The organism is Variovorax sp. efr-133-TYG-130, assembly GCF_030208835.1.
Classification (GTDB): domain Bacteria; phylum Pseudomonadota; class Gammaproteobacteria; order Burkholderiales; family Burkholderiaceae_C; genus Variovorax.
The window spans coordinates 83,233-107,152 of the sequence record NZ_JARVTD010000011.1 but is presented as its reverse complement, the minus strand read 5'-3'; the positions used below and the strand labels follow the sequence as shown (position 1 = coordinate 107,152).

At 66.3% G+C, this 23,920-nt stretch carries 23 protein-coding genes; 18 read left to right on the top strand and 5 right to left on the bottom strand.

Going from position 1 to position 23,920, the window contains the following annotated elements:
- Positions 1-4: 4 nt before the first annotated feature.
- From QRN67_RS14970 to QRN67_RS14935, 8 genes are read left to right on the top strand one after another with little or no spacing between them, the layout of a single operon-like run.
- Positions 5-661: an NADH-quinone oxidoreductase subunit J gene (locus QRN67_RS14970; protein WP_081266581.1), complete on the top strand. Its 657-nt coding sequence runs from the start codon at positions 5-7 to the stop codon at positions 659-661.
- Positions 658-966 (top strand): NADH-quinone oxidoreductase subunit NuoK, encoded by a 309-nt coding sequence (nuoK, locus tag QRN67_RS14965; RefSeq protein ID WP_019653383.1) that lies wholly within the window; start codon positions 658-660, stop codon positions 964-966. The genes QRN67_RS14970 and nuoK overlap by 4 nt, the downstream gene beginning before the upstream one ends.
- Before the next feature lie 7 nt (positions 967-973).
- Positions 974-3,004 (top strand): NADH-quinone oxidoreductase subunit L, encoded by a 2,031-nt coding sequence (nuoL, locus tag QRN67_RS14960; RefSeq protein WP_106934981.1) that lies wholly within the window; start codon positions 974-976, stop codon positions 3,002-3,004.
- A 25-nt stretch (positions 3,005-3,029) separates the two neighbouring features.
- Positions 3,030-4,508: an NADH-quinone oxidoreductase subunit M gene (locus QRN67_RS14955; protein WP_081266583.1), complete on the top strand. Its 1,479-nt coding sequence runs from the start codon at positions 3,030-3,032 to the stop codon at positions 4,506-4,508.
- A 24-nt stretch (positions 4,509-4,532) separates the two neighbouring features.
- Positions 4,533-6,020, top strand: a complete 1,488-nt coding sequence (gene nuoN, locus QRN67_RS14950; protein WP_106934980.1) for an NADH-quinone oxidoreductase subunit NuoN — start codon at positions 4,533-4,535, stop codon at positions 6,018-6,020.
- 15 nt (positions 6,021-6,035) lie between these two features.
- A complete protein-coding gene (locus QRN67_RS14945) occupies positions 6,036-6,341 on the top strand; it encodes a DUF2818 family protein (protein WP_285412388.1) in 306 nt (101 codons plus the stop codon).
- 7 nt (positions 6,342-6,348) lie between these two features.
- Entirely contained in the window at positions 6,349-6,960 is a 612-nt protein-coding gene (locus tag QRN67_RS14940) for an NUDIX domain-containing protein (RefSeq protein ID WP_285412387.1), read from the top strand.
- 7 nt (positions 6,961-6,967) lie between these two features.
- Positions 6,968-7,420 carry a DUF1178 family protein gene (locus QRN67_RS14935; RefSeq protein WP_285412386.1) on the top strand — a complete coding sequence of 151 codons (453 nt, stop codon included), beginning with the start codon at positions 6,968-6,970 and terminating at the stop codon, positions 7,418-7,420.
- Positions 7,421-7,436: 16 nt separating this feature from the next.
- Here QRN67_RS14935 and QRN67_RS14930 read toward each other — a convergent pair whose 3' ends face one another.
- On the bottom strand, positions 7,437-9,221 hold the full coding sequence (locus tag QRN67_RS14930) for an ABC transporter transmembrane domain-containing protein (RefSeq protein ID WP_285412385.1): 1,785 nt from the start codon (positions 9,219-9,221) through the stop codon (positions 7,437-7,439).
- A 76-nt stretch (positions 9,222-9,297) separates the two neighbouring features.
- On the opposite strand from QRN67_RS14930, the gene QRN67_RS14925 reads away from it, so the two are divergent.
- The 4 genes from QRN67_RS14925 to QRN67_RS14910 are packed head-to-tail and all read left to right on the top strand — an operon-like array spanning position 9,298 to position 14,267.
- The gene (locus tag QRN67_RS14925; RefSeq protein ID WP_285412467.1) at positions 9,298-9,834 is read left to right on the top strand and encodes a MarR family winged helix-turn-helix transcriptional regulator; all 537 of its coding nucleotides are present in this window, start codon (positions 9,298-9,300) and stop codon (positions 9,832-9,834) included.
- Positions 9,827-11,299, top strand: coding sequence for an efflux transporter outer membrane subunit (locus tag QRN67_RS14920; protein ID WP_081266590.1), 1,473 nt, complete (start codon positions 9,827-9,829; stop codon positions 11,297-11,299). The genes QRN67_RS14925 and QRN67_RS14920 overlap by 8 nt, the downstream gene beginning before the upstream one ends.
- A gap of 38 nt (positions 11,300-11,337) precedes the next feature.
- Complete coding sequence (locus tag QRN67_RS14915) at positions 11,338-12,654, top strand: HlyD family secretion protein (RefSeq protein ID WP_285412384.1); 1,317 nt, start codon at positions 11,338-11,340, stop codon at positions 12,652-12,654.
- 50 nt (positions 12,655-12,704) lie between these two features.
- The gene (locus tag QRN67_RS14910; protein ID WP_081266592.1) at positions 12,705-14,267 is read left to right on the top strand and encodes a DHA2 family efflux MFS transporter permease subunit; all 1,563 of its coding nucleotides are present in this window, start codon (positions 12,705-12,707) and stop codon (positions 14,265-14,267) included.
- Positions 14,268-14,319: 52 nt separating this feature from the next.
- Here the strand turns inward: QRN67_RS14910 and QRN67_RS14905 are convergent, their stop codons facing one another.
- A complete protein-coding gene (locus QRN67_RS14905; protein WP_285412383.1) occupies positions 14,320-15,528 on the bottom strand; it encodes an AGE family epimerase/isomerase in 1,209 nt (402 codons plus the stop codon).
- A 268-nt stretch (positions 15,529-15,796) separates the two neighbouring features.
- Here QRN67_RS14905 and QRN67_RS14900 point away from each other — a divergent pair, with 268 nt between their 5' ends.
- The 6 genes from QRN67_RS14900 to QRN67_RS14875 all read left to right on the top strand — a co-directional run bounded on the left by QRN67_RS14900 (position 15,797) and on the right by QRN67_RS14875 (position 21,962).
- Positions 15,797-16,567 carry an ABC transporter ATP-binding protein gene (locus QRN67_RS14900; RefSeq protein WP_285412382.1) on the top strand — a complete coding sequence of 257 codons (771 nt, stop codon included), beginning with the start codon at positions 15,797-15,799 and terminating at the stop codon, positions 16,565-16,567.
- Position 16,568: 1 nt separating this feature from the next.
- Complete coding sequence (locus QRN67_RS14895) at positions 16,569-17,276, top strand: ABC transporter ATP-binding protein (RefSeq protein WP_285412381.1); 708 nt, start codon at positions 16,569-16,571, stop codon at positions 17,274-17,276.
- A 147-nt stretch (positions 17,277-17,423) separates the two neighbouring features.
- Positions 17,424-18,623 carry an ABC transporter substrate-binding protein gene (locus QRN67_RS14890; RefSeq protein ID WP_285412380.1) on the top strand — a complete coding sequence of 400 codons (1,200 nt, stop codon included), beginning with the start codon at positions 17,424-17,426 and terminating at the stop codon, positions 18,621-18,623.
- A 130-nt stretch (positions 18,624-18,753) separates the two neighbouring features.
- Positions 18,754-19,947, top strand: coding sequence for an ABC transporter substrate-binding protein (locus QRN67_RS14885; protein ID WP_285412379.1), 1,194 nt, complete (start codon positions 18,754-18,756; stop codon positions 19,945-19,947).
- Positions 19,948-20,083: 136 nt separating this feature from the next.
- Complete coding sequence (locus tag QRN67_RS14880) at positions 20,084-20,959, top strand: branched-chain amino acid ABC transporter permease (RefSeq protein WP_081266598.1); 876 nt, start codon at positions 20,084-20,086, stop codon at positions 20,957-20,959.
- 10 nt (positions 20,960-20,969) lie between these two features.
- Positions 20,970-21,962, top strand: coding sequence for a branched-chain amino acid ABC transporter permease (locus QRN67_RS14875; protein ID WP_172839792.1), 993 nt, complete (start codon positions 20,970-20,972; stop codon positions 21,960-21,962).
- A 69-nt stretch (positions 21,963-22,031) separates the two neighbouring features.
- On the opposite strand, the gene QRN67_RS14870 is transcribed toward QRN67_RS14875, so the two are convergent.
- From QRN67_RS14870 to QRN67_RS14860, 3 genes are all read right to left on the bottom strand, one after another.
- Positions 22,032-22,487: a YXWGXW repeat-containing protein gene (locus QRN67_RS14870; RefSeq protein ID WP_285412378.1), complete on the bottom strand. Its 456-nt coding sequence runs from the start codon at positions 22,485-22,487 to the stop codon at positions 22,032-22,034.
- A 91-nt stretch (positions 22,488-22,578) separates the two neighbouring features.
- Positions 22,579-23,652 (bottom strand): lipocalin-like domain-containing protein, encoded by a 1,074-nt coding sequence (locus QRN67_RS14865; protein WP_285412377.1) that lies wholly within the window; start codon positions 23,650-23,652, stop codon positions 22,579-22,581.
- Positions 23,652-23,873 (bottom strand): hypothetical protein, encoded by a 222-nt coding sequence (locus QRN67_RS14860; RefSeq protein ID WP_285412376.1) that lies wholly within the window; start codon positions 23,871-23,873, stop codon positions 23,652-23,654. Before QRN67_RS14860 ends, QRN67_RS14865 begins: the two co-directional genes overlap by 1 nt.
- Between the last annotated feature and the right edge of the window lie 47 nt (positions 23,874-23,920).

Genomic DNA, 23,920 nt, shown 5'->3' with positions numbered 1-23,920 from the left:
TCCAATGGACGTCAAGACCGGTCTGTTCTATCTGTTTGCCGCGGTGCTGCTGTTCGCAGCGTTCCGCGTCATCACTTCCCGCAACCCCGTGTACGCCGCGTTGTACCTGGTGCTGGCTTTCTTCCAGGCATCGGCCATCTGGCTGCTGCTGCGCGCCGAGTTCCTCGCGATCTCGCTGGTGCTGGTGTATGTCGGCGCCGTGATGGTGCTGTTCCTGTTCGTCGTGATGATGCTGGACATCAACGTCGACAGCCTGCGAGAGGGCTTCTGGAAGCACTTTCCGCTGGCGGCGGGCGTAGGCGCGCTCATCGCGCTCGAAATGGCCGCCGTGCTGATGGGCGGCTTCCGCCTCGGCGAGGCGCGCGTCACCAGCGGTGCCATGGCCCCCGACAGTTCGAACACGCTCGAACTCGGCAAGCTGCTGTATTCGCAATACCTGTATCCGCTCGAAATTGCCGCTGTCATCCTGCTCGTGGCCATCGTGGCCGCCATTGCCCTGACGTTGCGCACTCGCAAGGACAGCAAGTACACCAACCCGGCCGACCAGGTTCGCGTGAAGGCGCGTGACCGCGTGCGCATCGTGCAGATGCCCGCGACGCGCGCCGCCGAACCGGTGGCTGAAGCAGCAACTGCGGACGCGGCAAAGGAAAACAAGGCATGACGCTCACGCTCGGACACTTTCTTTCGCTCGGCGCGATGCTCTTCGCGCTCTCCGTGATCGGCATCTTCCTGAACCGCAAGAACCTGATCGTTCTGCTGATGGCCATCGAGCTGATGCTGCTGGCGGTCAACATGAACTTCGTGGCGTTCTCCCACTTCCTGGGCGACATGCACGGACAGATCTTCGTGTTCTTCATCCTGACGGTGGCCGCGGCCGAGTCGGCCATCGGGCTGGCTCTGCTGGTTCTGCTGTTCCGCAACAAGTCGAACATCAACGTGGACGAACTCAACTCGCTCAAGGGTTGACAGCAACATGAGCGCAACCCTTTCCGCATCCACCTTGCTGGCCGTGCCCCTGGCACCCCTGGTCGGCGCAGCCATCGCCGGCCTGTTCGGCACCAAGTTCGGCGGCAATCACATCGGCCGCAAGGTCACGCATTCGCTGACCATCCTGGGCGTGCTGGTCGCCTTCATCATCTCGGCCATGACGCTCAAGAGCGTGATCGTCGACGGTGCCCGCTTCAACGCCACCCTCTACGAGTGGATGGTCGTTGGCGGCCTGAAGATGGAAGTCGGCTTCATGGTCGACGGCCTCACCGCCATGATGATGTGCGTCGTGACCTTCGTGTCGCTGATGGTCCACATCTACACCATCGGCTACATGGAAGAAGACGACGGCTACAACCGCTTCTTCGCGTACATCTCGCTGTTCACCTTCTCGATGCTGATGCTCGTCATGAGCAACAACATGCTCCAGCTGTTCTTCGGCTGGGAGGCAGTGGGCCTGGTGTCGTACCTGCTGATCGGTTTCTGGTTCAACAAGCCGACCGCGATCTTCGCGAACATGAAGGCGTTCCTGGTCAACCGCGTGGGCGACTTCGGCTTCATCCTGGGCATCGGCCTGATCGCCGCCTACGCCGGCACGCTGAACTACACCGAAGCCTTCGCCAAGGCAGGCACGCTGGCCGGCATCACGTTCCCGGGCACCGAGTGGATGCTCATCACCGTGATCTGCATCTGCCTGTTCATCGGCGCGATGGGCAAGAGCGCGCAGTTCCCGCTGCACGTGTGGCTGCCCGACTCGATGGAAGGCCCGACCCCCATCTCGGCGCTGATCCACGCGGCAACCATGGTGACCGCCGGCATCTTCATGGTGGCGCGCATGTCGCCGCTGTTCGAGCTGAGCGACACGGCACTGAGCTTCATCCTCGTGATCGGCGCCATCACCGCACTGTTCATGGGCTTCCTGGGCATCATCCAGAACGACATCAAGCGCGTGGTCGCGTACTCGACGCTGTCGCAGCTCGGCTACATGACGGTGGCGCTGGGTGCCTCGGCCTACTCGGTCGCGGTGTTCCACCTGATGACGCACGCGTTCTTCAAGGCGCTGCTGTTCCTGGGTGCCGGCTCGGTGATCATCGGCATGCACCACAACCAGGACATCCGCTGGATGGGCGGCGTGCGCAAGTACATGCCCATCACCTGGATCACCTCGCTGCTGGGTTCGCTCGCGCTGATCGGCACGCCGTTCTTCGCCGGTTTCTACTCCAAGGACAGCATCATCGAAGCGGTGCACGAAAGCCACCTGTGGGGCGCGAACTTCGCGTACTACGCGGTGCTGGCCGGCGTGTTCATCACGGCGTTCTATTCGTTCCGCATGTACTTCCTGGTCTTCCACGGCAAGGAACGCTACGACCAGAACCCCGACGCGCACCATGACGACCATGCGCACGACGACCACGGCCATGGCCACCACGACCACAAGCCGCACGAGTCGCCCTGGGTCGTCTGGCTGCCGCTGGTGCTGCTGGCCATCCCGTCGGTGGTGATCGGCTTCATGACGATCGAGCCGATGCTGTTCGGCGAGTTCTTCAAGAACGCGATCTTCGTGGACGGTGCCAAGCACCACGCCATGAAGGAGCTGGAAGAGGGCTTCCACGGCCCGGTGGCCATGGCCATCCACGGCCTGACGACGGCGCCGTTCTGGCTGGCGCTGGCCGGCGTGGTCCTGTCCTGGTACATGTACATGATCAACCCGGCGCTGCCGGCCGCCATCAAGCGTGCCTTCGGCCCGATCTACCGCCTGCTCGAGAACAAGTACTACATGGACTGGTTCAACGAGAACGTCATCGCCCGCGCCACCCGTGCCCTCGGCACCGGCCTGTGGAAGGGCGGCGACCAGGCCCTGATCGACGGCGCCGTCGTGAACGGTTCGTGGAAAGTGATCGGCCGGATTTCGGGTGTGGTGCGCTGGATGCAGTCGGGCTACATCTATCACTACGCCTTCGCGATGCTGCTCGGCATCTTCGTCCTGATGACGTACTTCGTCTGGTTCAAACGCTGAGCCTAAGCGCTGGAGAAAAAGAAAAATGGGTTTGTTGAGCCTTGCCATCTGGGTGCCGATCGCATTCGGCGCCGTGCTGCTGGCGTTTGGCCGTGACGAGCACGCCAGGGGCGTCCGTTGGGTCGCGCTCGTCGGTGCCATCGTGAGCTTCCTGGTCACGGTGCCGCTGTTCACGCGCTTCCAGAACGGAACCGCCGCCATGCAGTTCGTCGAGAAGACGAGCTGGATCTCGCGCTTCAACGTCAACTACCACCTCGGGGTCGACGGCTTGTCGCTCTGGCTGGTGCTGCTGACGTCGTTCATCACGGTCATCGTCGTCATTTCCGCCTGGGAAGTGATCACCGAACGCGTGAACCAGTACATGGGCGCGTTCCTGATCCTGTCGGGCTTCATGATCGGCGTGTTCGCCGCGCTCGACGGCGTGCTGTTCTACGTGTTCTTCGAAGCCACGCTGATCCCGATGTACCTGATCATCGGTATCTGGGGCGGCCCGAACAAGATCTACGCGGCGTTCAAGTTCTTCCTGTACACCTTGCTCGGCTCGCTGCTGATGCTGGTGGCGCTGATCTTCCTGTACAACAAGTCGGGCGGCAGCTTCGACATCCTGGCCTGGCACAAGCTGCCGCTGGGTTCGACCGCGCAGACCTTCCTGTTCTTTGCCTTCTTCGCGGCCTTCGCCGTGAAGGTGCCGATGTGGCCGGTGCACACCTGGCTGCCCGACGTGCACGTCGAGGCGCCCACCGGCGGCTCCGCCGTGCTGGCCGCGATCATGCTGAAGCTGGGTGCCTACGGTTTCCTGCGCTTCTCGATGCCGATCGCTCCCGACGCCTCGCACGAATGGGCCTGGCTCATGATCGCGCTGTCGCTGATCGCGGTGATCTACGTGGGCCTGGTCGCGCTGGTGCAGCAGGACATGAAGAAGCTGGTGGCTTACTCGTCTGTCGCCCACATGGGCTTCGTGACGCTCGGCTTCTTCATCTTCAACGAGCTGGGCGTGTCCGGCGGCATCGTGCAGATGATTGCGCACGGCTTCGTGTCGGGCGCCATGTTCCTGGGCATCGGCGTGCTGTATGACCGCGTGCACTCGCGCCAGATCGCCGACTACGGCGGCGTGGTCAACACCATGCCCAAGTTCGCCGCGTTCGCGCTGCTGTTCGCCATGGCCAATTGCGGCCTGCCGGGCACCGCCGGTTTCGTGGGCGAGTGGATGGTGATCCTGGGTGCCGTCAAGGCCAACTTCTGGATCGGCCTTGGCGCCGCCACCGCACTGATCTTCGGCGCGGCCTACACCCTGTGGATGTACAAGCGCGTGTACCTCGGCCCGGTCGGCAACGACCACGTCAAGGAACTCAAGGACATCAATGCCCGCGAATTCCTGATGCTGGCCCTGCTGGCAATTGCCGTGCTGTGGATGGGCCTGTATCCGAAGCCCTTCACTGATGCAATGGATGCCTCGGTGACCGAGCTCCTGCGCCACGTGGCAGTTTCGAAGCTGCCCTCCTGATGCCACGCTGAAGAAGAGAACGAGATGATTGACAAAATCAGCTGGGTCACGATCTACCCTGAAATCGTGTTGCTGGTCATGACCTGCATCATTGCACTGGTCGACCTGTCGGACACGAGCCCGCGCCGTACCCGCACCTATGTGCTGACGCTGCTCACGCTGGCCGTGGTCGCCGTGCTGTCGGGCCTCCAGGCCCACGACGGCAAGACCGCCTACGGTTTCGGCGGCATGGTCGTCAGCGACCCGATGGGCAACTGGCTCAAGTGCTTCGCCACCGTTGCCTTGATGGTCACGCTGGTCTACGGCCGTCCCTATGCGGGCGACCGCGAGATGCTGCGCGGCGGCGAGCTCTTCACCATCAGCATGTTCGCGCTGCTGGGCATGTTCGTGATGATCTCGGGCAGCAACTTCCTGCTGATCTACCTGGGCCTCGAACTGCTCACGCTGTCGAGCTATGCGCTGGTGGCGCTGCGCCGCGACAACGCGGTGGCCAGCGAAGCCGCCATGAAGTACTTCGTGCTCGGCGCGATGGCCAGCGGTTTCCTGCTGTATGGCCTGTCGATGATGTACGGCGCGACCGGCTCGCTCGACGTCAACGAAGTCTTCAAGACCATCGCGAGCGGCAAGGTGAACCACCAGGTGCTGGTGTTCGGCCTGGTGTTCATCGTGGCCGGCCTGGCATTCAAGGTGGGCGCTGCGCCGTTCCACATGTGGGTGCCCGACGTCTACCAGGGCGCACCGACCGCGATCACGCTGCTGATCGGCGCCGCGCCTGAACTGGCCGCCTTCGCCATCATCATCCGCCTGCTGGTCGACGCGCTGCAGCCGCTGGCCATCGACTGGCAGCAGATGCTGGCCGTGCTCGCCATCGCTTCGCTGCTGGTCGGCAACCTGGCCGCCATCGCGCAGAGCAACCTGAAGCGCATGCTGGCGTATTCGACCATCTCGCAGATGGGCTTCATGCTCCTCGGCCTTGTCGCCGGCTCGGACCAGCAGGGCACGTACAACGCCCAGTACGCCTACAGCGCTTCGATGTTCTACATCGTGACCTACGTGCTGACCACGCTGGCCAGCTTCGGCATCATCCTGCTGCTGGCACGCGAGGGCTTCGAGAGCGAAGAGATCACCGATCTCGCCGGCCTCAACCAGCGCAGCCCGCTGTACGCAGGCGTGATGGCCATCGCGATGTTCTCGCTGGCAGGCCTGCCGCCGCTGGTCGGGTTCTACGCCAAGCTGGCGGTGCTGCAGGCGCTGATCGCCTCGGGCCACGCCATCTACATCGGCCTGGCGGTGTTCGCGGTGATGATGTCGCTGATCGGCGCGTTCTACTACCTGCGCGTGGTCAAGGTCATGTACTTCGACGCACCGGTCACGGCCACCACCGTGTCGGCACCGCGCGACGTGCGCACCGTGCTCACCATCAACGGCGCGCTGATCCTGATCCTGGGCATCGTGCCCGGCGGACTGATGACGCTCTGCTACGACGCGATCGTGGCCACGCTGGCCCACTGACGCGGCCGACCTCGGGTGTCGCAAACCGCGTCTGTCTGGGTCGTGTTGCTGGTGGCCCTCGTGGCCGCCAACCTGCCGTTCTTCAACGACCGCCTGTTCGGCGTCGTGCCGCTGTCGACGAATGCCAAGTCGCTCGCGGTGCGGCTCGCCGAGCTGGTGGTCTTGTACTTTCTGGCTGGTGGCATCGGGCTGCTGTTCGAGCGCAGGGCAGGGCAGATCGCGGCGCAGGGCTGGGAGTTCTATGCGGTGACGGGCTCGCTGTTCATCGTGCTCGCCTTTCCGGGGTTCACCTGGCGCTACCTGATGAAACACAGGCATTGAGGACGACATGACGACTGCATCTTCCACTTCCGATTCGCACCTGAGGGAAGAGCTCACGAAGAGCGAAGACCTCTTCAAGGGCAATTTCCTCAAGGCCAAGCGCGACACCATCCGCCTGCCCGACGGCAATACCGCCACGCGCGAATACGTGGTGCACCCCGGCGCGGTGGTGGTGATTCCGATGCTGGACGACGGCCGGGTGGTGCTCGAGCGCCAGTTCCGCTACCCCGTCGGCCACGTGATGGTCGAGTTCCCGGCCGGCAAGCTCGACGCGGGCGAAGACCCCTTCGTCTGCGGCAAGCGCGAACTGCTCGAGGAAACCGGCTACACCGCGCGCGAATGGGCGCATGCGGGTGCCATGCACCTGGCGGTGGCGTACTCGACGGAAATCATCCACATCTATTTCGCGCGCGGCCTTTCGCTCGGCGAACGCCAGCTCGACCACGGCGAGTTCCTCGACGTGTTCACGGCCACGCCCGAAGAGCTGGCCGGCTGGTGCCGCGACGGCACCGTCACCGATGCCAAGACGCTGACCTGCACCCTTTGGCTGCAGAACGTCATTTCGGGCGCATGGGCACTGGACTGGACGGCCCTGGGCTCCCAAGGCGGCGCGGGATAATCCGCGCATGAAGGTTCTCGATCTCCGCTGCGCACACGGCCATGGCTTCGAAGGCTGGTTCGCGTCCAACGAAGCCTTCGACAGCCAACTGGCGAGCGGGCTGGTCGAATGCCCGGTCTGCGGCGACACCGCCATCGTCAAGCTGCTGAGCGCGCCGCGCCTGAACCTGGGCAATGCCAAGGCGCCGGAAGCCGTGGCGCCCGCGGCTGTCGCCCCGAACGCCCCCGCCGACCTCTCGCCCGAAGCCCGCTGGATGCGCGCCGTGCGCGAGGTGCTGGCCAAGACCGAAGACGTCGGCGAGCGCTTTGCCGACGAGGCCCGCAAGATGCACTACGGCGAAGCCCGCGAGCGCGGCATCCGCGGGCAGGCAACGCCCGAGCAGACCGAAGCGCTGCTCGACGAGGGCATCCCGGTGATGGCGCTGCCGATTCCCGCCGCGCTGAAGGAAACGCTGCAGTAGCAGCCAAACGGCCTGCTCAGGCCGTGAACTGCAGCGCCGCGAGGCGTGCATACACGCCGCCTTGTGCCACCAGGGTCGCATGCGTTCCCTGTTCGACGATGCCGCCGTGGTCCAGCACGATGATGCGGTCGGCCTTCTGCACCGTTGCCAGCCTGTGCGCGATCACCAGCGTCGTGCGGCCTTCCATGGCCGACTCGAGCGCGGCTTGCACCATGCGCTCGCTCTCCGCGTCGAGCGCGCTCGTGGCTTCGTCGAGCAGCAGCAGCGGCGGATTCATGAGCATGGCCCGCGCGATCGCGATGCGCTGACGCTGCCCGCCCGACAGGCGCACGCCGCGCTCGCCGAGGAAAGTGTCGTAGCCCTCGGGCAGGGCCTGCAGGAAGTCGTGGGCGAAGGCGGCGCGGGCGGCCGCGTGCACTTCTTCGGCGGTGGCCTCGGGGCGGCCATAGCGGATATTCTCGAAAGCGCTGGCCGAGAAGATCACCGCATCCTGCGGAACCAGGCCGATGCGGGTGCGCAGGTCGGGCAGGGCGAGCGAAGTCAGCGGCGCGCCGTCGAGCACCAGCCGGCCGGATTGCGGGTCGTAATAGCGCAGCAGCAGCTGGAACACCGTGCTCTTGCCGGCGCCGCTCGAGCCGACCAGCGCCACTGTTTCGCCCGGCGCGATGTCGAGGCTGAAGTCGCGCAGCGCCGGCGTGCCCGGCCGCGAGGGGTAATGGAAGGTCACCGCGTCGAAGCGGATGGCGCTGCCGGCGGCAGGCACCGGCGTGACCGCCGGGTTGGCCGGGGAGACGATGGCGGCGGGCGCGTGCAGCAGCTCCATCAGGCGCTCGGTGGCGCCGGCTGCGCGCAGCAGGTCGCCGTAGACCTCGCCGAGCACCGCGGTGGCGCTGGCAAGAATGGCGACGTACACGACCGTCTGGCCCAGGTGGCCGGCCGTGATGTCGCCGCGCAGCACCGCCTGCGTGCCCTGGTACAGGCCCCAGAGCAGCGCTGCCGAGGTGGCGATGATGATGAACGCCACCAGCACGGAGCGCGCCTTGGTGCGGCGCACCGCGGTGCGGAAGGCGTTTTCGGTCGAGCCGTTGAAGCGCGAGGCTTCGCGGTCCTCGGCCGTGTAGCTCTGCACCACCGGAATCGCGTTCAGCACCTCGGCGGCGATGGCGCTCGAATCGGCCACGCGGTCCTGGCTGGCGCGCGACAGCTTGCGCACGCGGCGGCCGAACCACATGCTCGGCAGCACCACCAGCACCAGGATGCCCAGCACCTGCACCATCACATAAGGATTGGTCCAGACCAGCACGGCCAGCGCGCCCACGCCCATGACCGCGTTGCGCAAGCCCATGCTGAGCGAGGAGCCGACGACCGTCTGGACCAGCGTGGTGTCCGCCGTGAGGCGCGACAGCACCTCTCCGGTCTGCGTGGTCTCGAAGAACGCCGGGCTCTGCTTCAGCACGTGCCCGTAGACCGCGTTGCGGATGTCCGCCGTGACGCGCTCGCCCAGCCAGCTCACCGTGTAGAAGCGCGCGGCGGAGAAAAGACCCAGCGCCACGGCCACGGCGAAGAGGGCGCCGAAGTGGTCGCGCAGCGCCATCGTCTGCGCGCCCTTGTCGGGGTTGACGAAGCCTCCGTCAATCAGGCTGCGCAAGGCGATAGGGAAAGCCAGCGTAGTGACAGCCGCCATCACCAGAAACACCCCCGCCAGGACGATCTGGACCCGGTAGGGGCGAAGAAAAGGGCTCAGGCCCGACAGCGACCGGGGCGAGCCCTTGGCCATGGAAGACGGAGGGGTAGAAGCCATGGAGCGATTCTACCGAACCCTTGCCCCTACAAAGGCGGCCTTGACAATAATTGCCTCGGCAGCTAATATTTTGGGCATGAGCGATGCAAACACCCCAGAAGCCGCGCCGGCCTCCGCCGACGCAGAGCGTCGCCCGCCTGTTTTCTACCGAGCGGAGACGTACTTGACCGAAGACAGCATCGGCTATCTGATGCGCCGCATCGTGACGGCAGTAGGGCAGGCAGTGGAAACCCGCATGTGCGAGCCCGGCGGGCCGACCTATCCGCAATGGGTGCCGCTGTACAAATTGCACGTCGGCGCCGCCACCACCGTGGCCGAACTGGCCCGCGCCTGCGAGCTCGACACCGGCGCCATGACGCGCCTGCTCGACCGCCTCGAAGCCAAGGGCCTCTGCCGCCGCGTGAGGTCGCTGGAAGACCGCCGCGTCGTCAACATCGAACTCACCGACGAAGGCCGTGCCGCCGCCAAGGAAGTGCCGTACGTGCTCAGCCGCGTGCAGAACGAACATCTCGCAGGTTTCACAACCGAGGAATGGGAGCAGCTCAAGGGTTACCTGCGCCGCATCCTCGACAACGCACAGGCTCTCGCAGCCCGTGGAGATAAAAATGACTGATTCCCTCGCCGTGCGCGCGCTGCGTCGCACTCCCGTCGTGGCTGCCGCACTGCTGGTGGTCGCATTGGCAGGCTGCGCCGACATGGCCGGCATCGGCTCGCAGGCCAAGCTGCGCGACGCGTCGTCGCTGGGCATCGCCCCCGACAGCGCCGCGGTGCCGGTTTCCCGCCTCGACAGCCAGTGGTGGCTCGCCTTCGGCGATCCGCAGCTCAACACGCTCATCGACCAGGCCGTGGCCGGCAACCCCAACCTGCAGGTCGCGCAAGCCCGCCTCGCACGTGCGCAGGCTTCCGCCGACATCGCTGGCGCCGCCCTCAAGCCCAAGGTCAACGGCGAGCTCGACCTGAACCGCCAGAAGTTCAACAGCAACTACATCTACCCGGCACCGCTGGGCGGCTCGATCCAGAACATCGGCCTGCTGCAGCTCGGCGCGAGCTGGGAGCTCGACTTCTTCGGCAAGAACCGCAGCGCGCTCGACACCGCCATCGGCGCTGCCAACGCCGCCGCTGCCGATGCCGACGCGGCCCGCGTGCTGCTCGCGAGCAACGTGGCGCGCAGCTACTTCCAGTGGGCCCGACTGAACGACCAGCTCACCGTGGCCAGGCGCACCCTGGCGCAACGCGACGAAACGCTCCGGCTCGTGCGCGACCGCGTCTCCGCCGGCCTCGACACCAGCCTCGAACTGCGCCAGAGCGAAGGCGGCCTGCCCGAAGCCCGCCAGCAGATCGAATCGCTCAACGAGCAGATCGCGCTTCAGCAGCATGCGCTCGACGCGCTCGTGGCCCAGCCCAACGTGTCGCAGTCGCTCAAGCCGCCGCTGCTGGGCGAGGTCAAGCCCATTGCGCTGCAGGCGAACATTCCGGCCGACCTGCTGGGCCGCCGCGCCGACATCGCCGCCGCTCGGTGGCGCGTGGAGGCCGCCACCAGCGACGTGGCCAATGCCAAGACGCTGTTCTATCCCAACGTCAACCTCACGGCCTTCGCCGGCTTCCAGGCGCTGGGCTTCGGCAAGCTGTTGAAGTCGGGCAGCGAGCAGTGGGGCGTGGGCCCCGCCATCAGCCTGCCGATCTTCGAAGGCGGCAAGCTGCGCGCCAACCTGCGCGGCAAGTCGGCCGACCTCGATGTGGCCATCGAAAGCTACAACGCCACCGTGATCGACGCGGTGCGCGACGCCGCCGACCAGGTGACGAGCGCGCAGTCGATCGCACGCCAGCAGGCCGAGCAGCGCGCCGCACAGACCGCGGCCGAAGGCGCCTACGACATCGCCGTGCAGCGCTACCGCGCGGGCCTCGGCAACTACCTCAACGTGCTGACTGCGGAAACCTCCGTGCTGCAGCAACGCCGCCTGGCGGTCGACCTCGCCGCGCGCGCGCTCGACACGCAGGTGGCGCTGGCCCGCGCGCTGGGTGGCGGCTGGCAGCCGCCCTCCACAACCACGGCTGCAGCCCCGGCCGCGCAGAACTGAACAGACCTGATTCATTCGTCTTCGGAAAGAACTTCATCATGAGCGATAACAACACTCCGACGCCCGCTGCAGCCGCAGCTCCCGCCGCTGCGGAGGCGCCCGCCAGCAACGGCAAGCGCCGCCGCGCACTCACCGCGCTTGCCGCGGTGGTCATCGTCGCCGGCGGCGGCTGGGGCCTCTACGAATGGCTGGTCGCCAGCCACTACGAGGACACCGACAACGCCTACGTGTCGGGCAACGTGATCCAGATCACCCCGCAGATCGGCGGCACCGTCATGGCCATCAACGCCGACGACACCGACTTCGTGAAGGCCGGCCAGCCGCTGGTGCAGCTCGACCCGGCCGACGCCAAGGTGGCGCTCGAGCAGGCCGAGGCCGCGCTCGCGCAGGCCGTGCGCCAGGTGCGCACGCTGTACGCCAACAACGGCTCGCTGGCCGCGCAGGTCACGCTGCGCCAGTCCGACATCGTGAAGGCGCAGAGCGACGTCGCCAAGGCGCAGGACGACCTGCAGCGCCGCCGCGCGCTGTCGGGCAACGGCGCCGTGTCGAAGGAAGAACTCAACCACGCCGAGACGCAGCTCGACACCGCCAGAAGCCAGCTCGCGGCGGCGCAGGCCGGCGTGGTCGCCGCCAAGGAAGCGCTGGTCAGCAACCAGTCGCTGACCGAAGGCACCAGCGTGGCCCAGCACCCCAGCGTGCTGGCCGCCGCCGCCAAGGTGCGCGAGGCCTACCTCGCCACGCAGCGCGTGGCCATGCCCGCGCCGGTCGATGGCTACGTCGCCAAGCGCACCGTGCAGCTCGGCCAGCGCGTGGCCGCCGGCACGCCGATGATGTCGATCGTGCCGCTCAACCAGCTGTGGGTCGACGCCAACTTCAAGGAAGTGCAGCTGCGCAACATCCGCATCGACCAGCCCGTGAAGCTCACCGCCGACGTCTACGGCAAGAAGGTCGAGTACACCGGCAAGGTGGCCGGCCTGGGCGTGGGCACCGGCAGCGCCTTTGCGCTGCTGCCCGCGCAGAACGCCACCGGCAACTGGATCAAGGTGGTGCAGCGCGTGCCCGTTCGCATCGCGCTCGACCCGGAACAGCTGAAGGTCAACCCGCTGCGCATCGGCCTGTCGATGGACGCCGAGATCGACATCTCGTCCAAGAGCGGCAAGATGCTGGCCGACGCGCCGCGCCCTGCCGCGCTGGTGCAGACGCAGGTCTACAGCCAGCTCGACCGCGGCGCCGACGCCGAAGTGGACCGCATCGTCGCGGCCAACCTCGGCCGCGGCGCGCCCGCCACGGCCGCGTCACCGGCCAAGGCAGCGCCCGCCGGTGCATCGGTGGCCGTGCAAGGCCAGCCGGGCTGATCGCCCGCGCGGTCTTCTTCAGGTAATCAGCTCAGTTCGCGCGACCCGCAATGGCCACCGCTGCTCCTGCTTACATTGCGCATCCGCCGCTCGAGGGCGCAGCCCGCGTCTGGGGCACGGTCGCGCTGTCTGCGGCAACTTTCATGAACGTGCTCGATTCGTCGATCGCGAACGTGTCGTTGCCTGCCATCTCGGGCGACCTGGGCGTGAGCACCACGCAAGGCACCTGGGTCATCACCAGCTTCGCGGTGGCCAACGCCATCGCGGTGCCGCTCACCGGCTTCATGACGCAGCGCTTCGGACAGGTGCGCCTGTTCATGGCGAGCGTGATCCTGTTCATGGTCGCCTCGCTGCTGTGCGGCCTGGCGCCCAACATGACGACGCTGATCGCGTTTCGCGCGCTGCAGGGCTTCGTCGCGGGGCCGATGATCCCGCTGTCGCAGACGCTGCTGCTGTCGAGCTACCCGCGCGCCAAGGCGGGCCTGGCGATGGCCATGTGGTCGATGACCACGCTGGTCGCGCCGGTGATGGGGCCGCTGCTGGGCGGCTGGATCACCGACAACATCTCGTGGCCGTGGATCTTCTACATCAACATTCCCGTGGGCATCGTCGCGGCGGCCATCACCTGGGCGCTGTACCGCAAGCGCGAGAGCAGCACGCACAGGGTGCCGATCGACGCCATCGGCCTCGCGCTGCTGGTGCTGTGGGTGGGCTCGCTGCAGCTGATGCTCGACAAGGGCAAGGAGCTCGACTGGTTCCACTCGGCGCAGATCGTGACGCTGGCGGTGGTGGCCGTGGTCGGTTTCGCGTTCTTCCTGGTCTGGGAGCTGACCGACAAGCACCCGGTGGTCGACCTGTCGCTGTTCAAGCGCCGCAACTTCTGGTCTGGCGCGGTGGCAACGGCCGTGGCCTACGGCCTGTTCTTCGGCAACGTGGTGCTGCTGCCGCTGTGGCTGCAGCAGTGGATGGGCTACACCGCCACGCAGGCGGGGATGATCATGGCGCCCGTGGGGCTGCTGGCGATCTTCTTCTCGCCGGTGGTGGGCCTCACGGTGGCCAAGATCGACCCTCGGCGGTACGCGACCTTCTCGTTCCTGGTGTTCGCGCTGGTGCTGTGGATGCGGTCGAACTTCAACACGCAGGCCGACTTCGTCACCATCATCATCCCGACGGTGATCCAGGGCATCGCGATGGCCTTCTTCTTCATCCCGCTGGTGACCATCACGCTGTCGGGCCTCACGCCGGACCGCATCCCGGCCGCGTCGGGGTTGTCCAACTTCCTGCGGATCACGGCGGGCGCGATGGGCACGTCGATCACCACCACGCTGTGGGAAAACCGCGCGGCGCTGCATCACTCGCAGCTGTCCGAGGCGGTTAACCAGGGCAACAACGCGGCGACCAATGCGATGTCGGGCCTGGCGAGCAGCGGCTTCAGCACCGAGCAGGTGCTGGGCCAGCTGAACCGCATCGTCGACCAGCAGTCGTTCATGCTGGCCACGAACGACATCTTCTATGCGTCGGCGATCCTGTTCCTGCTGCTGATCCCGCTGGTGTGGCTTGCAAGGCCGCAGAAGGGCGGCGCGGGCGGCGACGCCGCAGCCGGCGCGCACTGACACGCATGCAACCCACCAACCCCCAGGCTTCGCCAAGAAGACCTGGGGGTTTTTACTTGGCGGAGGTCTTCAGTGCGCGCAGCACGTCGTAGCAGGCGCCCATGGTGTGATAGTCGGTCTTGCCGGCCGGGCTTTTCTCGTCGTTGATCTTCTTGTTGCGCGGCGAGAGGATGCGATACCAGGCGCCGTGGCGGTGGTCGACGAAGTGCTCCCAACTGTACGCCCAGATGCTGTCGTACCAGTCCCAGTAGCCCGATTCGCCGGTGCGCACCGCCAGCAGCGCGGCTGCCGCGAAGCTTTCTGCCTGCACCCAGAAATACTTGTCGCCATCGCACACGGTGCCGTCGGGCGCGAAGCCGTAGACCAGCCCGCCGTTGTCCGCGTCCCAGCCGCGGAACATGGCGGTGTCGAAGAAGTGCTGCGCGCGCGGCAGTATCCAGTCGGCCTTGCGGCCGGCAGCGGCAAGGTGGCGCTCCAGCTGCAGCAGCAGCTTGGCCCATTCCGTCAGGTGGCCGGTCTGGAAGCCCCAAGGCCTGAAGATGTTGGTCTTGTCGTCGCGGTTGTAGTCCCAGTCGATCGACCAGTCCTCGCGGTAGTGCTCCCACACCAGCCCGTCCGCCAGCGCGGCCTGCCGCCCGGTGATGGATTCCGCCAGCACCAGCGCGCGGTCGAGGTAGCGGGTGTCGTGCGTGGCCTCGTAGGCGGCCAGCATCGCCTCGCAGGCATGCATGTTGGCGTTCTGCCCGCGGTAGGCGCCCACGCGCCAGTCGGCCGTGGCCTCGTCAGCGTAGAGCTGGTGGCGCGGCTCCCAGAAGTGCCGTTCCATCAGGTCCCAGGTGTGGACGATCCCGGCATGGGCCTCTTCGATGCCGGCCATCAGCGCATGGGAATGCGCCAGCAGCACGAAGGCCAGGCCGTAGCAATGGCAGGTGCTGTCCTGCACCGTGGCGCGCTGCTGGTGCCAGTCGATCTGCCACGCATAGCCGCCGCCGGGTTGCGCGTGGCCGCTCTGCAGGAAGGCCAGGCCGTGCCGCGCCGCCGCCAGGTGCGCCGGGTTGCCGAAGTGCCGGTAGGCCATCGCATTGTTGAAGACGAAGCGCGTGCTGCTCACCAAGTGCCGCGTGCGCATGTCGTACACCGTGCCGTCGTCCTTGTAGAAATGGAAGAAGCCGCCCGAGGCGTCGATGCAGCGCGGCTCGTAGAACGACAGCGTGTGCAGCACGTGATCGGTCAGGAAGTCGGGAGAGCGGAAATTCAGCATGTTCGCCTCAGTCTACGCAGCGCCCCGCGAACCCCGCTCGGGGTTTCCCGCAGAGGTCTTAGTGTTGCCAGGATGCGCTTTGTCGCTGCAACGACAGTCGCTGATCGGGCCGTTGCGCCGCCCTGCGCAGGTTGCACTGCAGCATAGGCATTTGCCCCAGTATCCAAGCGCAGGGCGCCCACCAACAATCAGGCCGCGCTCGATGGTGGCGCATTGAGATGGACCGCATGACCCACTTTATCTTTACGCACCTGGGCGACACCGCGAGATGAGCGACGTCATCCTCGAAACACGCCAGCTCACCAAGGAGTTCAAAGGGTTCACCGCGGTCAGCAAGGTCAACCTTTCGGTGGTGCGCGGCTCGATCCATGCGCTCATCGGCCCCAACGGCGCCGGCAAGACGACCTGCTTCAACCTGCTCACGAAGTTCCTCGAGCCGACCACCGGCACGATCCTCTTCAATGGACAGGACATCACGCGCGAGCGACCGGCGCAGATCGCGCGGCGCGGCATCATCCGCTCGTTCCAGATCTCGGCCGTGTTCCCGCATCTCACGCTGCTGGAGAACGTGCTGCTCGGCCTGCAGCGCCGGCTCGGCACCTCGTACCACTTCTGGAAGAGCGAGAAGTCGCTCAAGCCATTGGATGCCAGGGCCCGCGAACTGCTGGCTGAAGTCGGCCTGGAAGAACTGGCTGACGAGCAGACCGTGAACCTGCCCTACGGCCGCAAGCGCGCGCTCGAGATCGCGACCACGCTGGCCATGGAACCCGAACTCATGCTGCTCGACGAGCCCACGCAGGGCATGGGGCATGAAGACGTGCACCGCGTGGCCGAGCTCATCAAGCGCGTGTCGGCAGGGCGCACCATCCTGATGGTGGAGCACAACATGAGCGTGGTCTCGACCATCGCCGACACCATCACCGTGCTGCAGCGCGGCGCGGTGCTGGCCGAAGGGCCGTACGCGGAAGTCTCGAAGAACCCGCAGGTGATGGAAGCCTACATGGGCACCACCGACGGCGAAATGCAAGGTGCCCACTGACATGACCGCCGCACTCGAAATCAAGGGCCTGCAAGCCTGGTACGGCGAATCGCACGTGCTGCACGGCGTCGACATGGTCGTGCAGCCGGGCGAAGTCGTCACGCTGCTGGGCCGCAACGGCGCGGGCCGCACCACCACGCTGCGCGCCATCATGGGCCTGACCGGCGCGCGCAAGGGCAGCATCGAGGTCAACGGCAAAGAGACCATCGGCATGCCGACGCACCGCATCGCGCACCTGGGCATCGGCTACTGCCCGGAAGAGCGCGGCATCTTCGCCAGCCTTTCGTGCGAGGAAAACCTGATGCTGCCGCCCGAGCTGAAGGGTGCGGGGCAGGGCATGTCGGTCGACGAGATCTACACCATGTTCCCCAACCTGGCCGAGCGCCGCCACAGCCAGGGCACGCGCCTGTCGGGCGGCGAGCAGCAGATGCTGGCCGTGGCGCGCATCCTGCGCACCGGCGCCAAGCTGCTGCTGCTCGACGAGATTTCAGAAGGCCTGGCGCCGGTCATCGTGCAGGCGCTGGCCCGCATGATCACCACGCTGCGCGCCAAGGGCTACACCATCGTCATGGTGGAGCAGAACTTCCGCTTTGCCGCGCCGCTGGCCGACCGCTTCTACGTGATGGAGCACGGCCGCATCGCGCTGACTTTCGGCTCGGCGGAGCTGGAAGCCAGGATGCCGGTGCTCACCGAGTTGCTCGGCGTCTAGCATGAAGCCCACCCCCAGTCTTCGCGCACTTCGTGTCGCTTCGCCAACCCCCTTGCAGGGGGCGACACCGGTGGCCCGGCAAAGCCGGTTCCACGGTGTCCCCGGACAAACACCAGGCAATCACCCGTCCTTCAAGGAGACAACAGCATGAACAAAAAGAAACTCGGCCTCATCGCAACCGCAGTCGGCATCGTCGCAATGAGCGCGGGCGCCGTTCAGGCGCAGGAAAAAGTGAAGATCGGCTTCGTTACCGACCTGTCGAGCCTGTATGCCGACCTCGAAGGCAAGGGCGGTGCCACCGCCATCCAGATGGCCATCGACGACTTCGGCGGCAAGGTGCTGGGCCAGCCCATCGAGCTGCTGACGGCCGACCACCAGAACAAGGCCGACATCGCCGCCTCCAAGGCGCGCGAGTGGATCGACACTGCAGGTGTGACGATGGTCTTCGGCGGCACCAACTCGGGCGTGGCGCTGGCCACCGCCAAGGTGGCGGAGGAAAAGAAGCGCGTGTACTTCAACAACGGCGCCGGCAGCTCGGTGCTCACCAACGAGCAGTGCAGCCCGTACACCATCCACTACGCCTACGACACCGTGGCGCTGGCCAAGGGCACGGGCGCGGCGGTGGTCGATCGCGGCGGCAAGAGCTGGTTCTTCCTGACGGCGGACTACGCCTTCGGCCATGCGCTCGAAGCCGACACCACCAAGGTCGTGAAGGAGAAGGGCGGCACCGTGGTGGGCGCCGTGCGCCATCCGCTGAACGCGTCGGACTTCTCGTCCTTCCTGCTGCAGGCGCAGAACTCCAAGGCGCAGATCCTGGGCCTGGCCAACGCCGGTGGCGACACCATCAACTCGATCAAGGCGGCCAAGGAATTCGGCATCAACAAGACCATGAAGACCGCCGGCCTGCTGGTCTTCCTGAGCGACATCCACAGCCTGGGCCTGAAGAACACCGAAGGCCTGCTGCACACCACCAGCTGGTACTGGGACCTGAACGACGAGTCGCGCAAGTTCGCCAACCGCTTCTTCGAGAAGACCAAGCGCATGCCCACCGATGTGCAGGCCGCCGACTACTCGGCCACCATGACCTACCTGAAGGCCGTGGCCGCCGCCAAGACCACCGACTCCGACAAGGTGATGGCGCAGCTCAAGAGCATGAAGATCGACGACTTTTACGGCAAGGGCCAGATCCGCGCCGACGGCAGCTTCATCCACGACATGTACCTGGTCGAGGTGAAGTCGCCCGCCGAGTCCAAGAAGCCGTGGGACTACCTCAAGGTGCTCAAGACGCTGCCGGGCGACCAGGTCTTCACGACCAAGGCCGAGACCAAGTGCGCCCTCTGGAAGTAATGCTCGCCCCCAGGCTGCGCGCACTTCGTGTCGCTTCGCCTACCCCCTGCCGGGGGCGGGCCGGCCGCTTCGGGCGGCCGTGCGCGGCGGCCCCCACGACTTTCCGTTTCCTCACTGGAGTCTGATGATCATGAAAAAGACAGCTGTGTTCTCGGCCGTTTCGCTTGCCATCGCGTTGGCCGCCGGCGCCGTGCAGGCGCAGGAGAAGGTCAAGATCGGTTTCATCACCGACATGTCGAGCCTCTACGCCGACGTGGAGGGCAAGAACGGTGCTCTCGCGATCCAGATGGCCATCGACGACTTCGGCGGCAAGGTCAACGGCATGCCCATCGAGCTGCTGCAGGCCGACCACCAGAACAAGGCCGACATCGCCGCCTCCAAGGCGCGCGAGTGGATCGACACGCAGGGCCTGACGATGCTGTTCGGCGGCACCAGCTCGGGCACCGGCCTGGCCATGGCCAAGGTGGCGCAGGAGAAGAAGCGCGTGTTCGTGGTGAATGGCGCGGGCAGCTCGGCGCTCACCAACGAGCAGTGCAGCCCGTACACCGTGCACTACGCCTACGACACCGTGGCGCTGGCCAAGGGCACCGGCAGCGCCGTGATTGCGCGCGGCGACAAGAGCTGGTTCTTCCTGACGGCCGACTACGCTTTCGGACAGGCGCTGGAAGCCGATGCCTCCAAGGTCGTGAAAGAGAAGGGCGGCACCGTGGTGGGCAGCGTGAAGCATCCGCTGAACACGTCGGACTTCTCTTCGTTCCTGCTGCAGGCGCAGAACTCCAAGGCCCAGGTGCTGGCGCTCGCGAACGCGGGCGGCGACACCCAGAACGCAATCAAGGCGGCCAGGGAGTTCGGCATCACCAAGACCATGAAGATGGTCGGCCTTCTGGTGTTCGTGACCGACGTGCACAGCCTGGGCCTGAAGAACACCGAAGGCCTGCTGCTGACGACCAGCTGGGACTGGAACCTCGACGACAAGACGCGCGCCTTCGGCAAGCGCTTCTTCGAGAAGACCAAGCGCATGCCCACCGACATCCAGGCCGCCGACTACTCGGCCACCATGACCTACCTGAAGGCCGTGCAGGCCGCCAAGACCGTCGATGCCGACGCGGTGATGGCGCAGATCAAGAAGACGCCCATCGACGACTTCTACGCCAAGGGCTACGTGCGCGAGGACGGCCGCTTCGTGCACGACATGTACCTGGTGCAGGTGAAGTCGCCGGCCGAATCCAAGCAGCCGTGGGACTACTACAAGGTGGTCCAGAAGCTGAAGGGTGAAGAGGTCTTCACCACCAAGGCCGAAAGCAAGTGCGCGTTGTGGAAGTAACCCCCCGGGCTGCGCGCACTGCGTGTCGCTTCGCCACCCCCCCCCTTGCGGGGAGGGCGGGCCGGCCGCTTCGGGCGGCCGTGCGCGGCGGCCCCCGCGAGAAAGAAAAAACGGCCAGAGGCTTGCTGATACGTCTATGAATATTTCCCTACCCGGCCTGTTGAGCCAGCTCCTCCTGGGGCTGGTCAACGGCTCGTTCTATGCCATCCTGAGCCTCGGGCTGGCGGTGATCTTCGGCCTGCTCAACGTCATCAACTTCGCGCACGGCGCGCTGTTCATGCTCGGCGCCGTCCTGACGTGGATGGCGATGGAGTATCTCGGCATCAACTACTGGGTGATGCTGATCGCGGCCCCCATCGTCATCGGCATCTTCGGCGTGCTGATCGAGCGGCTGCTGCTGCGCTGGATCTACAAGCTCGACCATCTCTACGGCCTGCTGCTCACGCTCGGCCTCACGCTGCTGATCGAAGGCGTGTTCCGCTCGGTCTACGGCGTGTCGGGCCTGCCCTATGACGCGCCCGATGCGCTCTCCAGCGCCACCGACCTCGGCTTCATGGTGCTGCCCAACTACCGCGCGTGGGTGGTGGTGGCGTCGCTCGTGGTGTGCTTCGCCACCTGGTATGTGATCGAGAAGACCCGCCTCGGCGCCTACCTGCGCGCCGGCACTGAAAACCCTCGCCTGGTGGAGGCCTTCGGCGTCAACGTGCCGCTGATGATCACGCTGACCTACGCCTTCGGCTGCGCGCTCGCCGCCTTCGCCGGCGTGCTGGCCGCGCCGGTCATCCAGGTGTCGCCGCTGATGGGGCAGAACCTCATCATCGTGGTGTTCGCGGTGGTCGTGATCGGCGGCATGGGCTCGATCATGGGCGCCATCCTCACCGGGCTGGGCCTTGGCGTGATCGAGGGGTTCACCAAGGTCTTCTATCCGGAAGCTTCTTCCACGGTCGTGTTCGTGATCATGGTCATCGTGCTGCTGATTCGCCCCGCCGGCCTGTTCGGCAAAGAAAAATAAGGCGGACGGCATGAACATGAAAAAGATATCCACCGTCGTCTACGCGCTGCTGGTGCTCGCACTGGTGCTGGCGCCGTTCTTCGGCGCCTACCCGGTGTTCGTGATGAAGCTCATGTGCTTCGCGCTGTTCGCCGCGGCCTTCAACCTGCTGCTGGGGTTCACGGGGCTGCTGTCCTTCGGGCACGCGGCGTTCCTCGGCGGCTCCGCGTACGTCGCGGGCCATGCGATGAAGGTCTGGGGCCTCACGCCCGAGCTGGGCCTGGTCGCGGGCACGCTCACCGGTGCGTTCCTGGGCTGGATCTTCGGCGTGCTGGCCATCCGCCGGCAGGGCATCTACTTCGCGATGATCACGCTGGCGCTCGCGCAGATGATGTTCTTCGTCGCGCTGCAGGCCAAGTTCACCGGCGGCGAAGACGGCCTGCAGGGCGTGCCGCGCGGCAAGCTCTTCGGCCTGATCGACCTGTCGAGCGACCTCACCATGTACTACGTGGCGCTGGTGATCGTGGTGGCCGCGTTCCTGCTGATCGTGCGCACCATCCACTCGCCGTTCGGCCAGGTGCTCAAGGGCATCAAGGAGAACGAACCGCGCGCGCTCTCGCTGGGCTACGACGTGAGCCGCTTCAAGCTGCTGGCCTTCGTGATCTCGGCCGCGCTGTCGGGCCTGGCGGGTTCGCTCAAGACGCTGGTGCTGGGTTTCGCCACGCTGTCGGACGTGCACTGGACCGCCTCGGGCCAGGTCATCCTGATGACGCTGGTGGGTGGCCTGGGCACGCTGTCGGGCCCGCTGGTGGGCTCGGCCGTGGTGGTGCTGCTGGAAAACAAGATCGGCGAACTCGGCAACTTCCTCGCGCGCATCACCACCATCGACTGGTTCAACACGCTGGGCGAATCGGTGACCATGGTCACCGGCCTGATCTTCGTGATCTGCGTGCTGGCGTTCCGCAAGGGGATCATGGGGGAGATCATTGCGTTCATCGAGCGGCGCAAGGGGCGGGTGAAGTAGCCGCAGGCAAAGAAAAAAGGGAGCCTCGGCTCCCTTTCTTCATGGCGGCCACAGGCCCGGGCTTGCGGATCAGCAGTTGCCCTTCTTCGCCTGGCCGGGCGGGCAGAAGTCGCGTTCGCGCTCATGCCAATGGTCGCGGTCGTGGCGGCGGCCGTGATCCTCGTTCCACTCGCGCTCCCGGCGTGCTTCCCGGTAGGCCTCGCGCCGGCGCCAGTCGCCTTCGGCCCAGCGCCAGCCGCCACGGTCCTCGATCCAGCGTCCCGGAGCGTAGGCATAGCCCGCGCGCTCGGGCTGCCAGCCGCCCGGGCGCCATGCGTAGGCACGCCCGTCCCAGGCCCAGCGGCCCGGCACCCAGACGAAACCGCCGCGCGGCGGTGGCAGCGGCTCGTAGCGCGGCGGCGGCGGGGGCGCCATCACCAGACCGGGCACATTGATGTTGACCGAGACCTGCGCATTGGCCGCCAGCGGGCTCGCGAGGATGCAAAGGGCGCCGGCCATGGCCAGTGCTGCGAATCGGATCTTCATGGTGGGGTCCTTTGTTTTGGATGGTTGTCGATATTTTCCCAACGCGGGCGGGAATGGTTCGGTTGTCGGTGTCTGCTCGGGGCTACAACAGTTACAGCTTCAGCGGCGCCGCGTAGCCCGTCATCTCGAGGTAGCCGCGCCCCACGCGCCGCCCCTGCGCATCGAGCAGGTCGCTCAGGCCTTCCCAATAGACGCCACCGGTCGAGCCGCGGCTGTCGAGCTCCTGGTCGTCGAGCAGCGCGCGCACCTCGAAACCGCCCGCTGGCGTCTGCACGCGCCACTGCGTAGGGTATTTGGCCTGCGTGCGCGGGCTTTCCCACGTCTTGAGGCTGTCGAAGCGCACTTCGTCGTTCTTGAAGATGCGCGGCACGCCGTCGCGCGGACGGAACGAGCCGCCGGACCACAGGGCGCTGCCGTCGGCGCGGCGCAGGTGGAAGGCGGTGAGGGCGCTGCCGTCGTCGAGGTTCATGCCGATCCAGTCCCAGCCGACGGCCTCGGGGTGCATCAGCGCTTCGCTCCATTCGTGGTCCAGCCACGCGGCGCCGTTCACTTCGAAGGCCTGGCCCTCGAGCGCCAGCTTGCCCTGCGCCTTGAGCTGCGGCTCGCTGTAGTAGTAGCTGGCTTGCGATTCTTCCGGCCCCTTGCGCGAAAGGCCGGCATTGCCTTGCAGCAGCACGGGCTGCGTCGGCGTGAAGCGCAGGTCGAGCGAAAACTCGCCGGCAGGAATGCGCGCGACATAGATGCCGCCTTCCCGCGCCAGCGACCAGTCTCGTATGCGCACGTCGGTGTCGGCCTCGCTGGCTTCTGCCACGCCGAAGCCCGCGCGCGCGATGCGCTGGTCGTGCAGCAGCACGCGGCCTTCGAGGTCGGTGACGGCCGCATGCGCGAACACGAGGTTCTTCGCGGCGAAGGCGGAGCGCATGCCCTGCGTGGCCTCGACGCGCGAACGGAAGAAGGTCACCTGGAAGCCGAACTCGCGTCCGGCCGCCGTCTTCGCATGACCGGTGATGTACCACCACTCGGTGTGCAGGTCGGGGTGGCTGCCGAAGTCGCGCGGGAACTGCAGCGTTGTCGGCGGCAGCGCCCATGCGGCGGGCGCGGCGCACAGGGCTGCCAGCAGCAGTGCGCGGCGTGACAGCAGGAAGGGCGGGGGAGCCATCGTCATCACGCTGCCGCTGGCGCCTCGACATGTCGCTGCGCCGGCGCCATGTCGCCGGATGCGCCGCGCACCCACGCCACCGGAGCGAGGCTAGGCACTTCGACCATGCGATCGGCCAGCGCGCGTATGAAGCCGGGCTCCGCGCGCGGACGGCCGATGCCCTCGCTGCGGCGGATGGCGCTCTCGAGCCATGCGTTGCACGACGAGGAAGAGGGTGTTTGCTGCATATCGGCCTCAGTCTACAAGTCGGGGCTGGCCTGCGGCGTAGGCGACG